The organism is Rhizobium sp. WYCCWR 11128, assembly GCF_013416305.1.
Classification (GTDB): domain Bacteria; phylum Pseudomonadota; class Alphaproteobacteria; order Rhizobiales; family Rhizobiaceae; genus Rhizobium; species Rhizobium indicum.
The window spans coordinates 666,037-679,915 of sequence record NZ_JACCEZ010000001.1 but is presented as its reverse complement, the minus strand read 5'-3'; the positions used below and the strand labels follow the sequence as shown (position 1 = coordinate 679,915).

The following is a 13,879-nucleotide window of genomic DNA, read 5'->3' as shown; positions in this document are numbered from 1 at the left end:
GTAGTCTTTGGGCATGTTGGGGTTAGCAATGTAAGGCCCGAGGGCATTACCCATCGAAATCGACGCGTTCGTTGGCTGTCGACAAGAACGCATAGCCGCCGATATCTCTCGGCGGTGCAATGCGCAAAAGATTGGATGGCTTTTCCACGACGTTCGAACTCAACGACAGCCACAACGGACTGCCTTAGCCTCCACGCCGCTCAGATGTCTATTATGCTAGAACGTCCGACTGCGCAGATCGTCACTAAAAGCACGAACCATATCCTCTCCAGGCAAATCACCAAGCGATGCTATGGAATCAGCAAAACCCCAAAAGAGGGAAGTCTCGGCTCGCTTCAGAGATGACAAAACAGCTCTATCCAACCAGCCCCGCAAGCCAGCGCGGGTCGAGATGTTTTTCCAGCCCACTCGCGATCTCGTCGAGTGCCCGGTCAACGCTTTCGCGGTAGTTGCCGCCTTCGCCCAATAGCCCGAAACTTTGAAGCAGTCGGGCGCGGTAGGCGTCGCCGCCAAAGAGGCCGTGCAGATAGGTGCCCATGATCCGGCCGTCGGCCGACAGCGCCCCGTCGGGCGCGCCGTCGATGATCGCCGAAGGCCTGATACAATCCGGGCCACGGGTGATGCCGAGATGGATCTGGTAGCCGGCAAGCGGCGCGTCATATTCGGTGGAGCGGGCCTGGCTGTTGCGCACGGTCTTTTCCGGCGCCATCTCGGTCTCGATGTCGAGCAGCCCAAGCCCCGGTGTCTCCAGCGTCCCGCCCTCGATGCCGAGTGGATCGTGCACCGTCCGGCCGAGCATCTGGTAGCCGCCGCAGATGCCGATCACCCGGCCGCCGCGCCTGACATGCGCCTGGAGATCGCGGTCCCAGCCCTCAGCCCTGAAATCGGTGAGATCCGATATCGTCGATTTCGAGCCGGGAAGGACGATGAGGCCCGCGTCGGCGGGCAGCCGCTCGCCGGCGCGAACGAAGACCAGCTCGACATCCGGCTCGGTCCTCAGCGGATCGAGATCGTCGAAATTGGCGATACGTGGCAGCACCGGCACGGCGATCTTCAGCGCGCCCGCCCCGCCCCTCGCCAGCCGTTCGAGCACGACCGAATCTTCGGCCGGCAGGCGCGCAGCACCCGGCAGCCACGGCACGACGCCGAAGCACGGCCAGCCGGTAAAGCCCTCGATGGCGCGGATGCCGTCGTCAAACAGCGAGACGTCGCCGCGGAACTTGTTGATGATATAGCCCGCAATCATCGCCTGGTCGCCCTCGTCGAGGATTGCATGCGTGCCGACCAGCGAGGCGATGACGCCGCCGCGGTCGATATCGCCGACGAGCACGACAGGCACGCCGGCCCGCGTCGCAAAGCCCATATTGGCGATATCGCCGGCCCTGAGATTGATCTCGGCCGGCGATCCGGCGCCCTCGACGATAACGAGGTCGGCACCCGCAGCCACTTTTTCGAAACTTTCGAGCACGGCGCCGAGCAGCTCAGGTTTCAGCCGCTGGTAGTCGCGCCCCTTCGCCTGTCCGAACACCCTGCCCTGCACGATGATCTGGCTGCCGTTTTCCGATTGCGGCTTGAGCAGCACCGGGTTCATGTGCACCGAGGACGGCGTGCGCGCGGCCAGCGACTGCAGCCACTGCGCCCGGCCGATCTCGCCGCCGTCATCGGCGACCGCCGCATTGTTCGACATGTTCTGCGGCTTGAACGGCCGGACCGTCAGCCCGCGATTGGCCGCCAGCCGGCAGAGGCCCGCAACCAGCACCGTCTTGCCGACATCGGAGCCGGTTCCCTGCAGCATGATCGCTCTTGCCATGATGGCCCGCATTCGCCTCTCGTTCAGGCGAGGCCTACAATGGGCGGCAACCTCGGGTCAAGCTTGGCCCGGGTCAAGACTTGGCCCCAGTCACGTCCCCACACAAACGCGAAAACCGCGCATGGCCTTGGCTCTGCGCGGTTTGCCGAAAACTCAGGCGTCTTCGCCCTTACACGGCGAAGCTCGCTTTCTCCGGTACGCACTACCTGAACCGGAGAAGCGGCGGTCATTGCTGCCACGCCCCAACTGATAACGGCACATTCTTACCGGAGAGTTATTGAAGGCTTACGCAAATGTTAATTTTGACCTTTTTTGACATTCTGGCCAAAATTTCTGCCGAAGATCCGCAGCCTGTCGCCAAGAGCGCGCTTTTCGCCCGAGGGCGCCAATTTCGGAATGCTGACATAAATTCTTCGAATTCAATAATTTAGTCACGCAACCATGAGCAGAAGATGGTTGATTTCTGCGAGCGAACGCGTAGGCTCGGTCAAAATGCGCCATTGTTGAATAAGTCCTGCGACGAGTTGCCGGAGCCGCAAGCACGGACGGCGCCCAGGAACCGGAAAGCCTGTTGCGGTATCGCCCGGCAGGCATTTTCCCTTCGGGTGCCGGAGATATTTGTCGGTGAATTTCAGAGCCTGCTGCGCGTCTGCCTAAGAAGAATTCGGGGAATGACGATGAAGACGTTTCTGATTCCCGCCGTCTTTGCCGCGGCTCTTTCTACCGTCGCGCCGGCCGAAGCCGCCGAATGCAGCAGCGTTTCGATCGCAGAAATGAAATGGGCCTCGGCAGGCATTGCCGCAAGCTTCGACAAGATCATTCTGGAAAAGGGATATGGCTGCTCCGTTACCATCGTCGATGGCGACACCCTGCCGACCTTCGCCTCGATGAATGAGAAAGGCATCCCCGACATCGCCTCGGAATACTGGATCAATTCCGTCAGGTCCCTGCTCGATCAGGCTGTCAACAGTGGCCGGCTGGTACAGGGGGCCGAAATCCTGGCCGACGGCGCCGTCGAGGGTTGGTGGATCCCGAAATTCATCGCCGACGCCCACCCCGACATCCGCTCGGTCGAGGACGCGCTGAAGCATCCCGAACTCTTCCCCGCCGAAGACGACCCGTCGAAAGGCGCAGTTTACAACTGCCCCGCCGACTGGAGCTGCCAGATATCGACCACCAACCTGTTCAAGGCGCTTGCCGCCGACAAGAAGGGCTTCGAGCTTGTCGAGACCGGCAGTCCCGAACGGCTCGATGCGTCGATTGCCCGCGCCTTCGACAACAAGATCGGCTGGCTCGGTTATTACTGGGCGCCGACCGCCATCCTCGGCAAATACGACATGACGCGCCTGAGCTTCGGCGTCGGCCACAGCAAGAATGAATGGGATCGCTGTACCGCGGTTGCCGGCTGCGTCAGGCCCGAGCTCAATTCCTACCCGGTCTCGCGCGCCTTCACCCTGATGACCAGGTCCTTCGCCACCCGCGCCGGACCAGTCACGACCTATCTCAAAACCCGCAAATGGGACAATGCGACGATCAACCAGGTGCTCGCCTGGCAGGACGAAAACCGCGAAAGCAACGAGGATGCCGCTATCTATTTCCTTCGCAATTACGAGAGTCTGTGGACGAAATGGGTGCCAGTCGATGTAGCCGAGAAGGTCAAGGCGAGCTTATAACGGCCAAAACACGATTAAGCATGGACGATTCGATGACAGGCAATGTTCCCTTTCCCGACCGCGATACCGTTGCGGAAAAGCTCGCCGCGCTGTCGGAGACCGACAAGTCCTACCTGGCGCTGCTCATGGAAAACGCTGTCCAGGACGACAACCTGCTCGACGGCCTGCGCCGCCATCTCGATCTTGCCGCCGGATCGCGTTTCCTGAACTCTCTGAAGCTCGAAAATCTGGGAATGTGGCTCGGGGCCCAAGCGCCGGATCGGCTGCAGATCCGGCTGATGGAAACCGCCCGATCTGGCCAGCATCCGGCCTACCAAGCCTTCCGGACCGGCCTCAGCCGATCCGGTGGCCTCGAAAAGGCTTATCCCCCGGTCATCCGCTAGGATAATCAGGACCGGGTCATCTGGTCCCTCGGTCGGTATCTGATCAGGCAGTCCCCGGAAGGAATCTGAACCGTCATCACTTCTTCGCGGCGCGGTCGACTGAGCGGCCGGCATCCTGCGTGGCGTTCACGGTGTTTGCCGTATCTTTTCCTATGCCGCGGATCGTATTGCCGCAGGAAGAAAGGGCAAGAAGAACCATCAAGGCTGCGGCAATTTTGGCCGTTGTCGTCATCTCGGATATCCTTGTTTGAAATCAACCCCGAACGGCGACAAATGCCGTCCGCGCCGATAACGCATGACAAACCAAAAGGTTCAGTGGCTGAAAGGATAGCCGCGACAGCCGCGCGTCCGATAGGGCGCGCTGTCACTTTCGATCGGCGCATAATCCTGTCCGAAATCGATTCCGATTTTCGGGGTTGCGCGGCTAGGCGGCGACCGCCTTCGCTCTCTCGGCAAAGGCGCCGCGAATGCTGTCGGCCACCGTCTCGATCGGCCCCGACACCTGCGAGGCGGTCAGCAGGCGGATATCAAAGGCGCCGAGCTCCGGCAGCCCTTCCTGAGGCCCGAGGATCGCCATATCCTCGTTGACATAGGACAGCGGCAACGGCGCAATGGCGAGATCGGAAAGCACGGCGGCGCGCTGCGCCATCGTGTGGCCGCTGAGATAGGCGACGCGATAATGCCGCTTGTTGCGTTCGAGCTGGGAGAGTGCCTCCTGGCGCCAGATGCAGCCATCTTCCCAGATCGAGATCGGCAGCGGATCGCGGCGATGCGCCGAACCGCACTTGGCGCCGGCCCAGACCAGCCGCTCGCGGAACACGACCTCACCGCCGGTCGGGAACGGCCGTGTCGCACAGTTGATCAACGCCAGGTCGAGCCGCTGCTCCTCCATGCGCTTCTTCAGCCCGATGCTCATGTCGATCGTCACGTCGACCATGATGCCGGGATAGCTTTCGGCGAAACTCTTCAGGATGCTCGGCAGCAGCCGTTCGCCGATATCCTCCGGCGCGCCGAGCCGCACGACGCCGCTGAGCTCCGGCATGATGAAGCGCGACACCGCCTCGTTCGACAGCGCCAAGATGTTGCGGGCATAGGACAGCAACATTTCGCCGTGGCGCGTCAACGATACCGAGCGGGCGTCGCGCAGAAACAGCGTCGCACCAAGCTGTTCTTCAAGCTTCTTGATCTGCATCGACACCGCCGACGGCGTGCGGAAGACCGCCTCTGCGGCGGTCGAAAAATTGCCTGTCTCCGCGATAGCCACGAAAGTACGCAGCACTTCGTTGTCAAGCAGTGGAATGGGACGGCGAAAGGGAATACTCATCGTCGCATCTTTCAATTTTTCTGATTTATAACCCCATATCATTTTGTTTGATTGAATGTCAATTGACACTCATATTTCGAGCGTCGGCAGCTAAATGCAGCAAAGGAGGCCCGAAATGTCTCAAACAAGCATCTGGAATATCGTACAGGCCCTTTCCGCATTCAAGTCGCAGAGGCGCAGGGATGCGAACCACAAGCACGCGCTCCGGGAGCTAAGGCGTTTTCCGCCACATCTGCTGGCAGATTGCCAGCGCGAGATGGACACGCCTCGGCCTGTCAGTCGAGACGGTTTTGACCAGGGCTCGGGCGGGCCGTTAAATTGGGAAACACTCGTCCGTCGAACAGCTTGCGCGCCGTTCTGATCGTCCCCGCCCCCTGGACCGAGCCGTCTGCGGCCAGATCGAGAAACACCTCCATGTCACCTGTGGGATGCTCGATGCGGTAGCGGCCGTCTGTGGAAGCATGTGCCAGTGCATGCGCCGTAGAACGGCCGAGCCGCGTCGCCGTCGCAATGGTGACGGCGGCCAGCACGCCGACCGAGGCGTGAACCCTGTGCGGGATGAAGCTGCGCGTTCCGATCGATCCGCCGGCGCGGGGCTCCGACACGAGGGTCATCTTGGGAACGGACGCGGCGGTGACGTCGCCGAGGTTCATCATCGGGCCGGCCTTGAGGCGAATGGATTCGATGCGCTGCTTGAGGCCCTCATTTGCTTCCAGCGCCTCGCGGCTCTCTTCCCCGGAAAGCCCAAAATCCGAGGCACACATGATCACGCAGGGCATGCCGTTGTCGATCAGCGTCGCCTCTACGCCGTCGATGACATCGACCTCGTTTCCTGTCGGAAGAAGGGCGCCGCACATCGAGCCCGCAATGTTGACGAAGAGCAGCGGTATCGCCGCATGGCTTCCCGGCACGCCGGCGATTTCGGCCCTGCCCTGGTAGTTGACCCTGCAATTCGGCGTCTCGATCCGAGCAAGCGCGATCTCGCCGGAGTTCACCATGTGAATCCTGACGGGCGTCACGTCATCCGACGCTTTCACCAGACCCCGCTCGATCGCGGCAGGACCGACGCCGGCAAGGATGTTTCCGCACCCTTGCGCACCGCTCACCAGCGCCTGATCGACGAAGACTTGCAGAAAGAGATAGTCGACATCGGCATCCTCTCGGGAAGAAGCCGAAATCACCGCAACCTTGGAGGTCAGCGGATCGGCACCGCCGATCCCGTCGATCTGCCGCGGGTCCGGTGAGCCCATGATGGCAAGCAGCAGGGCGTCCCGTTCGTTGGGATCTCCAGGCAGGTCCTCGGCCAGGAAATAGGCGCCTTTCGACGTTCCGCCTCGCATCCAGAGGCAGGGGATGCCGTCCTCATACATATTTAAGCCCCTTCTCCCGGAGCTTCGGCCGCATGTCATAGATATCGAGCCCGAGTTCACCGGCGGCGAGGCGTTGGCGCTTGGCCTCCTCGTTCGCCACCCGTGTCTCGGCAGCAGTCAGAACCTCCTCGGCCTCGTTGAGCTTCACCACGCACACCCCGTCGTCATCGGCAACGATGATGTCGCCAGCTTCGATGAAGGCGCCAGCGCAGACGATCGGAACGTTGACCGAACCGAGCGTTTCCTTGACGGTCCCCTGCGCGGACACGGCCTTGGACCACACCGGGAACTGCATCTGGGTCAGATCCCTGATATCGCGGACACCGGCGTCGATGACGAGGCCGCGGCAACCTCGCGCCCGCGCCGAGGTGGCGAGCAGGTCGCCGAAATAGCCGTTGTCGCAGGGCGAGGTCGGCGAAATCACCAGGATGTCGCCGGCCTGGATCTGCTCGATCGCCACATGGATCATCCAGTTGTCACCGGGTGGTGCGGAGATCGTGACGGCGGAGCCGGCGATCTGCGCACCCGAATAGATCGGCCTCATATGGCTGGCGAGCATGCCTTTGCGCCCCTGGGCTTCGTGGACCGTCGCGACGCCTGCTTTGGCGAGCCTGTCGATCACATCAGCTTCCGCCCGCGGTATGCTCTGTACGACGATGCCCATGCTTATGCTCCGTTCTTGTCCGCCGGCGGCGTGCCGTGGGTGTGGAATGTTTCGATCGTCTTCAGCCCCCAGGCCTGCCCCTTTTTCCGATCCGCCTCGGTCCAGACGATCGGCTCCCAATCGGGCGCCAGGATGAGACGCGCGCCGGCATTGGCTAGCTCGACGCGATTGCCGGCCGGCTCCCAGACGTAGAGGAAGAAGGTGCCCTGGATGGCGTGTTTGTGCGGGCCGGTCTCGATGTGGACGCCGTTTTCGAGAAAGATGTCTGCAGCCCTCAGGATGTCCTCACGCGTGTCCGTAGCGTAGGTGACGTGGTGAAGACGGGCACTGCCGCGGCCATGCTCCTCGGTGCAGGCGAGGTCGTAGCCCTTGTTGTTGATGGTGAACCAGCAGCCTCCCACGCGCCCGTTGTCGAGCTGGATCATCTCGGTCACCCGGGACCCGAGGCACGTCTCCATGAACCGCCGGAACTCGGAAACATCCGACGCCAGAAGATTGAGATGGTCGAGACGCCGGGGGTGGCATCCCCGGCCATGATAGCGCTGCGCGATGTTTTTCAGAGCGGGCTTTTCATCGTCGGGCGGTCGGTAGCGGACCGTGTCGTAATAGATTTCGAACACATGCCCGAAGGGATCTTCGAAGCGGAAGGCGCTGTGATGGCCGAGATCGCCGTCGACCCATCCCAGAACCTTGTAGCCGCTCGCCTCGATCGCCTTCACCCGCCGCTCGAGCGCCTGCGGCGACGATGCCCGGTAGGCGATGTGCCCAACGCCGGTCGTGTGATGACGCGTCAGCTTCAGCGTATGGAACTCGTAATCGTCCCATGCCCTGAGGTAGGCGGAATTCTCATCCTGGCCGGCAAGGCTCAGGCCGTAGACCCGCAGAAAAAAGTCGAGACTTTCTTCGAACTTGTTCGAATACATCTCGACATGCGCCAGATGCGCAATGTCGAAACAAGGTTCCATCTATCTCCTCCTCCCTTGGCCGGCCAGAGCTCGTCGACCGTGCGCGGAAAGACCGATTGAAAGCCTTCCGCATATTGGGCGCCGCGTCCGCAGGACTGCCGCGCTCTCCGAAGGACGGGCACACGACCGTGACGTCGTAACCCCTTTGGCGTGTAGCGCGATTGCGCCGCCGCAGCGCCAGACGAAATCCGCAACATGGACGCTGATGACGAGAGCCGTCTTCTTTTCCGACATGAATATCTCGTTCCTAGTTGACGGGATTTCATGCCTCAGCCTGCCGTTTGCCAATTTGGAATTGCGCCGATCTCATAAGTTTTCGCTATAGGAAAGCCTCAGCGGATCCCCTCGGGCAGCGAACTATAGCTTTTTCTTATATCTCGCCGATCATTTTGAAATGGCATTTCCCTCACATCCGGACAGCCTAACGTTACGATCAGGCTCGAAGACCCATGTCGAGGCATCACATATATGCCTTCTCGCGGCAGGCGCGGCCGGGACCGCGCCTACCTGCCCAATTTCACTTTGAGGAACGAGCTGCCCGGCAGCATGGGGAAAGGGAAAAACCGATGTCGGCGATTGCAACGATCGGATTCGGCGAAGCAGCGCAGGCCTTTGTGTCGGGCTGGATATCCGAGAATGGCGCTGCGTCCCCCGGTAGGATCTCCACATTCGACATAAAGGTGGAGGATCCATCCCAGCGTAGCGATTTGCTCCGGGCCTGTTCGGACCTTGGCGTCGACTGCGCCGAAACTCCGGGACTGGCATTGGCGGGCGCCGGCACCGTCTTCAGTCTAGTGACTGCGGATCGCTCTCTGGAAGCTGCGGCGCGCGCCGCCGAATTCCTCGACAGGGACGCCTTGTATCTCGACTGCAATTCCTGCTCCCCCGCGACGAAGGCGGCCGCCGCCAAGCTCGTCGAAGCCGCCGGCGCCATCTATGTCGACGTCGCCGTGATGTCGCCCGTCCATCCCGCCCGTCATCGAACGCCGCTGCTGATCTCCGGATCACAGGCCGACCGCGCGCAACGCCTGCTCCTCGACCTCGGCATGAACGTCCAGACCGCGGGAGACGAGGTCGGGCAGGCCTCCTCGATCAAGATGCTCCGATCGGTGATGATCAAGGGTTTCGAAGCGCTGACCGCGGAATGCCTGCTTGCCGCGCGCCGCGCCGGGGTCGAGAAGGCAGTGCTCGCCTCTCTCCAGGCTTCTGATCCCGGGATGGACTGGACCGCGCGCGCAGCTTACAACCTTGAACGCATGATGGCCCATGGGAGGCGGCGGGCGGCGGAGATGCAGGAAGTCGCCGCGACACTGAGGGAACTCGGCCTGCCGGACCGCATGGCCTCGGCAACGACCGACTGGCAGCGGCAGATCGGCGAATTGGACATCCGCACGGAGGAGAATTCTCTGGAAGCGCGGGCGGATGCCATTCTGGAGCGTAATTTGACTTGAATCCGACAGCATCTCAGGCATCGCAAGTCCAGCACAACCTCCGCCACCTCCGGGTCTTCCTGGCAGTGGTCGACACCAATTCCGTGACCCGGGCCGCCGATGTCTGCCATCTCTCGCAGCCCGCCGTCACGCAGGCGCTCTCCAAGATAGAGCGCGGCCTGCGCACGACCCTCTTCACCAGGACCCCGCAAGGACTGTTCGCCAATGCGCAGGGCGATGTCCTCGCAAAGCGCGTACGAAGAGCCTTCGGTTTCCTCGATCCGGCCCTCAATGAACTCAGCCCCCGCCTTCGCATGGTCGCGACGTCCTCGCAGCTGCAGGCCCTCATCGCCGTGCGCGAGGCCGAGAACTTCACGCTTGCCGCTCGCAGGCTCGGCCTGGCACAACCGACCGTTCACCGGGCGGTGACGCAGCTTGAGGAGGAAGCCGCCCGCCCGCTGTTCGAGCGGACTTCCTACGGCATCGTCGCCACCCGCGCCGCCGGGACGCTCGCCCAGGCCGCACGCCTCGCCTTTGCCGAACTGGCGCAGGCGGAGGTGGATCTCGCCGAAACACATTCGGAAGAAGCAGGCCGGATCGTCGTCGGTGCGATGCCGCTTTCACGCTCCTTCGTGCTTCCGAGAGCTATTGCCGAGTTCCGGAAGTTCCGTCCGAACACGCCGATCCACATTCTGGAAGGTCCCTATGCCGATCTGCTTGCCGGCCTCAGGCGCGGCGAGATCGATTTCCTGATCGGCGCGTTGCGCGATCCCGCACCGATCGGTGACGTCGAGCAACGCTTCCTGTTCAACGATACGCTGGTCATAGTTGCCGGCAGCAACCATCCGCTGACGGCACGCTCCGAGCTCTCGGTCGAGGAACTCGCGGCCTATCCATGGATCGTCGGCCAGCGCGGCACGCCGATCCGGCGGCATTTCGACACCTTGTTCGAGGGCCTGGACCACCCGCCAACAAGCATCGTCGAGTCCAGTTCGCTCATCCTGATGCGCGAACTGCTGAACGGAACGGACCATCTCGGCTGCATTTCCTATCTGCAGGCCCAGGCGGAATTGTCACGCGGCCTCCTCAAGGCATTGCCGCTCGACCTCAGCCACACCGCACGGCCGATCGGCCTCACCCTGCGCGTCAACTGGATGCCGACGCGCGCGCAGGAACTATTCCTGAGGTTCGTCTCGTCGAACGAGGAGTCGGCCGCCGAAACGCGGTGAAGCGGATCGGCGGTCACAACCCGCCCAGCAGCTTGAACGCTATGATCCACATCGTGAAAGCGACGAGCGTTTCCAGCATGCGCCAGGATGAGGGTTTCGAGAAGATCGGCCGCAGCCGCTTCGCGCCATAACCGAGCGAAAAAAAGAACAGGAAGGACCCCGTCACCGCCCCTGCCGCAAAAGAAGCCTGCTCTCCCGGATATCGTGTCGATATCGTGCCGAGCAGTACCACGGTGTCGAGATAAACATGCGGATTGAGCCAGGTGAGTGCGAGGCAGGTTGCCAGCGTCTGCCGAAAGCTCGACGTTTTGGCCTCCCCGGCTGTCAGAGCGGCGGACGACCGCAAGGCGGAATAGAGGCTTCTTGCCCCGTACCAGATCAAAAATACGGCTCCGCCGTAGCGCATGACGGGATCGAGCCAGGGCATGAACCTGGCGATTTGATGGAGGCTGGTTACGCCAAGCACTATCAGCGCCGCATCGGAGACCGCGCATGCGAGGCAGACGGCGAACACATGTTCGTTGCGCAAGCCCTGGCGCAGGATGAAGGCGTTCTGCGCGCCGATGGCGACAATCAGGCTGAGGCCCATCATCAGGCCGGTTCCATAGATCGAAAAATTCATCTCTTCAGCCAAATGCCCTCATTTCGGTGAGGATTGCGCTATCGCGATTGGGAGAATTAGGCTAATTAATCCAGCTTACTTCGATTAAGTGAAACTAATCCATGCTCGACTATCCCGCTCTTCGCGCCGTCGCAACGATTGTCCAGACAGGCAGCTTCGAAAGAGCTGCGACCGTCCTGAACGTGACCCCTTCGGCCATTTCGCAGCGCGTGAAGCAGCTCGAAGAGCGTCTCGGCGTCGTCCTCATCGTCAGGGGCACGCCGTGCACGGCGACGGAAAAGGGAGAATGGCTCTGCCGCCATATGGAGAATGTCGGCATGCTCGAAGCCGAACTCTTCGGACAACTGCCGGCCCTCGCCGATCCCGACGAACCACGCCAAAGGGTCACGCTTCAAATCGCGACGAATGCCGACAGCCTCGGGACATGGTTCGTCGAGGCGATGTCGAATTTTGCCAAAAGCTCTTCCTATCTGCTGAACGTCGCCGTCGACGACCAGGACCACACCGCCGAATGGCTGCAGCGCGGGCGGGTGATCGCCGCCGTCACCAGCCTGGAAAAGCCGGTCCGCGGCTGCCGGCGTTTTGCACTCGGCGTTCTGCGTTACCATGCAACGGCAACCCCCGACTTCGTCGCACGCTATTTTCCGCAGGGCGTGACATCAGAGGCGATCCGCAACGCTCCCGCGCTGACCTTCAATCAAAAGGACAGGCTGCAGAGCAGCTGGATCAGGCGAACATTCGGACGCGATCTCGATTACCCCACCCACTGGCTGCCTTCGCCGCAGAGCTTCGTCGAGGCCAGCCTTTCGGGCATGTGCTGGGGAATGAACCCGACCCAACTGACCTGCGAGCACCTCGCATCCGGACGGCTGGTCGAGCTGGTGCCCGACACGCCGCTCGATGTCCCGCTCTATTGGCAGATCAATCGCCTCGCCGCCGACCGCCTGGCGGATCTGACACGCGAAGTCGTCACCGTGGCCAAGCGCCGTCTTTGATGCATCACTCAAAAATGCAGCATCATCCCGGTGACCGGGTCGCTTTTATCAGACGTAAGCCGTGCGGCTGCCGAATTCGCTGGTTTCGTCAAAATTCGTCGTGCCGATACGCTCGCTTTCGCCGGAGAGTTCTTTCGGAGCTTCGCCGGCGGGCTTCGATGCAGCAGACGCTTGAGTTTGGCTGCTCTCGCTCGCTTCGAGCTTGGCGATCTTTGCTTCCAGCGTATCGATAGATTTTTCGATCGTGGCCTTCTCTTGCTCGTCCTGCGTTTCCGACAGGGCTGCCTTCTTTTCGGCAAGCTGTGCCTCGAGAGAGGCAAGCTGATCCGACGAACTGGAAGACGAGGTTGAAACGGCTGAACTCAAAATGGTGGATGCAGAACTGGAAATTGCGCTGACCATGAGCATGACTTTCGATGATGGAGTGCCATCGTTCTAGCCACGGATGGTAAAGGTTCGATAAATAAAGTACCAGACGGTACTAAAATAATGAGAGCTACGCGAATAGCACTCTCCTATGCGATGGCGATGATTTCCAGTTCCTGGCCGCCTGTCTCCACCACATCGCCGACAGCCTTGCCCATCAGCAACCGCGCCACTGGGGAGACGTAGGAAATCGATCCGGCCTTGGGATCAGCCTCGTCCTCTCCGACGATGCGATAGGTCTGCACACGCCCGTCGTCGCGACGGAAGGTCACCGTGCTGCCGAAGGCGACGGTCTCGATCAACGTAGGGGCAGGCATGAGCTGAGCGGTGCGAAGTCTTGCGGCTAAGTAGCGAAGATCACGCAATGGATTGGCCGTCTGCCGCCGCCGTTCGTTCACGTCTTCGATAGGGCTCGCAGCATCATAGACCTCGCGAGCCTGCTGGAACTGTAATTCCAGAGCCTTCAATCCCGCTTCAGTGACCAAGTTCGGATGCGGCGAAATCGGACGATCGGGCAGCAGGGTTTCCGAAGCGGTTTCGAAACTCTCTTCCTTGGTAAAAGCGACGGCCAATCTCGGACTCCGTTTTAGCGCGATGCGCTCTTCTAGCTGATGGGCAATTGCCCCGAAACGATCGTCGGAACCATACACCGACCGCGGCCGAACCGCCAATCTTGCTTCATAGGCAGCCGTCGCGGCGGCAGAGGCAGCCGCTTTCAAGGTTCACGCCCCGTAGCTGTTAAGCGGCGGGAACGTCTTGCAACGCATGGCGGTTCGACATCTCTCATTTCGAGACGTGCTGAGGTTTGCCTTTCCTCTTGGTTGAGGCAAATTCCTCGAGCTGTTTCTCGCTCATGGATTCGACCATCTGTTTCGAGGCGCCTTTGAGTTCGCTCTTCGGCGTCTCGCCACGCTTGGCCGAAAGTGCGGCGCCTGCCGCCTTCTGCTGGGCCTTGGACTTGGCTGGCATATCGATCTCCTTTGCTCGA

The 13,879-nt window shown here is 61.3% G+C and carries 16 protein-coding genes and 1 pseudogene; 6 read left to right on the top strand and 11 right to left on the bottom strand.

The annotated features are described in order from the left end of the window. Window positions 1-355: 355 nt before the first annotated feature. Window positions 356-1,810: a cobyric acid synthase gene (locus HX898_RS03415; protein WP_180194349.1), complete on the bottom strand. Its 1,455-nt coding sequence runs from the start codon at window positions 1,808-1,810 to the stop codon at window positions 356-358. 671 nt (window positions 1,811-2,481) lie between these two features. Here HX898_RS03415 and HX898_RS03410 point away from each other — a divergent pair. After that, window positions 2,482-3,483: a glycine betaine ABC transporter substrate-binding protein gene (locus HX898_RS03410; protein WP_180194006.1), complete on the top strand. Its 1,002-nt coding sequence runs from the start codon at window positions 2,482-2,484 to the stop codon at window positions 3,481-3,483. Between the two features lie 20 nt (window positions 3,484-3,503). Beyond that, window positions 3,504-3,866, top strand: coding sequence for a hypothetical protein (locus tag HX898_RS03405; protein ID WP_180194005.1), 363 nt, complete (start codon window positions 3,504-3,506; stop codon window positions 3,864-3,866). Window positions 3,867-3,942: 76 nt separating this feature from the next. Here HX898_RS03405 and HX898_RS03400 read toward each other — a convergent pair whose 3' ends face one another. Both HX898_RS03400 and HX898_RS03395 read right to left on the bottom strand, forming a co-directional pair. Then, window positions 3,943-4,098: a hypothetical protein gene (locus tag HX898_RS03400; RefSeq protein ID WP_003540537.1), complete on the bottom strand. Its 156-nt coding sequence runs from the start codon at window positions 4,096-4,098 to the stop codon at window positions 3,943-3,945. A gap of 192 nt (window positions 4,099-4,290) precedes the next feature. Further along, complete coding sequence (locus tag HX898_RS03395) at window positions 4,291-5,232, bottom strand: LysR family transcriptional regulator (protein WP_017960848.1); 942 nt, start codon at window positions 5,230-5,232, stop codon at window positions 4,291-4,293. 73 nt (window positions 5,233-5,305) lie between these two features. Here HX898_RS03395 and HX898_RS33110 point away from each other — a divergent pair, with 73 nt between their 5' ends. Then, the gene (locus HX898_RS33110; protein ID WP_246697880.1) at window positions 5,306-5,551 is read left to right on the top strand and encodes a hypothetical protein; all 246 of its coding nucleotides are present in this window, start codon (window positions 5,306-5,308) and stop codon (window positions 5,549-5,551) included. Here HX898_RS33110 and HX898_RS03390 read toward each other — a convergent pair. The 4 genes and pseudogenes from HX898_RS03390 to HX898_RS33025 form a co-directional block, all read right to left on the bottom strand. Further along, window positions 5,466-6,560, bottom strand: coding sequence for a 4-oxalomesaconate tautomerase (locus tag HX898_RS03390; RefSeq protein WP_180194004.1), 1,095 nt, complete (start codon window positions 6,558-6,560; stop codon window positions 5,466-5,468). The genes HX898_RS33110 and HX898_RS03390 overlap by 86 nt on opposite strands. After that, the gene (locus HX898_RS03385) at window positions 6,553-7,224 is read right to left on the bottom strand and encodes a 4-carboxy-4-hydroxy-2-oxoadipate aldolase/oxaloacetate decarboxylase (protein WP_180194003.1); all 672 of its coding nucleotides are present in this window, start codon (window positions 7,222-7,224) and stop codon (window positions 6,553-6,555) included. The genes HX898_RS03390 and HX898_RS03385 overlap by 8 nt, the downstream gene beginning before the upstream one ends. A 2-nt stretch (window positions 7,225-7,226) precedes the next feature. Continuing rightward, window positions 7,227-8,189 (bottom strand): VOC family protein, encoded by a 963-nt coding sequence (locus tag HX898_RS03380; RefSeq protein WP_180194002.1) that lies wholly within the window; start codon window positions 8,187-8,189, stop codon window positions 7,227-7,229. Window positions 8,190-8,286: 97 nt separating this feature from the next. Continuing rightward, window positions 8,287-8,423: pseudogene (locus tag HX898_RS33025) on the bottom strand (PIG-L domain-containing protein); the annotation flags it as partial. Window positions 8,424-8,755: 332 nt separating this feature from the next. Between HX898_RS33025 and HX898_RS03375 the strand changes: the two are divergent. Together HX898_RS03375 and HX898_RS03370 are read left to right on the top strand one after the other, a co-directional pair. Beyond that, the gene (locus tag HX898_RS03375) at window positions 8,756-9,640 is read left to right on the top strand and encodes an NAD(P)-dependent oxidoreductase (RefSeq protein ID WP_171598635.1); all 885 of its coding nucleotides are present in this window, start codon (window positions 8,756-8,758) and stop codon (window positions 9,638-9,640) included. Beyond that, window positions 9,637-10,848 carry a LysR family transcriptional regulator gene (locus HX898_RS03370; protein ID WP_138387457.1) on the top strand — a complete coding sequence of 404 codons (1,212 nt, stop codon included), beginning with the start codon at window positions 9,637-9,639 and terminating at the stop codon, window positions 10,846-10,848. Before HX898_RS03375 ends, HX898_RS03370 begins: the two co-directional genes overlap by 4 nt. Window positions 10,849-10,861: 13 nt before the next feature. Here HX898_RS03370 and HX898_RS03365 read toward each other — a convergent pair whose 3' ends face one another. Next, complete coding sequence (locus tag HX898_RS03365; protein WP_180194348.1) at window positions 10,862-11,470, bottom strand: LysE/ArgO family amino acid transporter; 609 nt, start codon at window positions 11,468-11,470, stop codon at window positions 10,862-10,864. Window positions 11,471-11,571: 101 nt separating this feature from the next. On the opposite strand from HX898_RS03365, the gene HX898_RS03360 reads away from it, so the two are divergent. Next, window positions 11,572-12,465 carry a LysR family transcriptional regulator ArgP gene (locus tag HX898_RS03360; RefSeq protein WP_180194001.1) on the top strand — a complete coding sequence of 298 codons (894 nt, stop codon included), beginning with the start codon at window positions 11,572-11,574 and terminating at the stop codon, window positions 12,463-12,465. Window positions 12,466-12,513: 48 nt separating this feature from the next. Here HX898_RS03360 and HX898_RS03355 read toward each other — a convergent pair whose 3' ends face one another. From HX898_RS03355 to HX898_RS03345, 3 genes are all read right to left on the bottom strand, one after another. Next, complete coding sequence (locus HX898_RS03355) at window positions 12,514-12,873, bottom strand: hypothetical protein (RefSeq protein WP_138329120.1); 360 nt, start codon at window positions 12,871-12,873, stop codon at window positions 12,514-12,516. 107 nt (window positions 12,874-12,980) lie between these two features. Beyond that, window positions 12,981-13,463, bottom strand: a complete 483-nt coding sequence (greA, locus tag HX898_RS03350) for a transcription elongation factor GreA (RefSeq protein WP_138387454.1) — start codon at window positions 13,461-13,463, stop codon at window positions 12,981-12,983. 211 nt (window positions 13,464-13,674) lie between these two features. Then, a complete protein-coding gene (locus HX898_RS03345) occupies window positions 13,675-13,860 on the bottom strand; it encodes a DUF3008 family protein (RefSeq protein ID WP_003560205.1) in 186 nt (61 codons plus the stop codon). Between the last annotated feature and the right edge of the window lie 19 nt (window positions 13,861-13,879).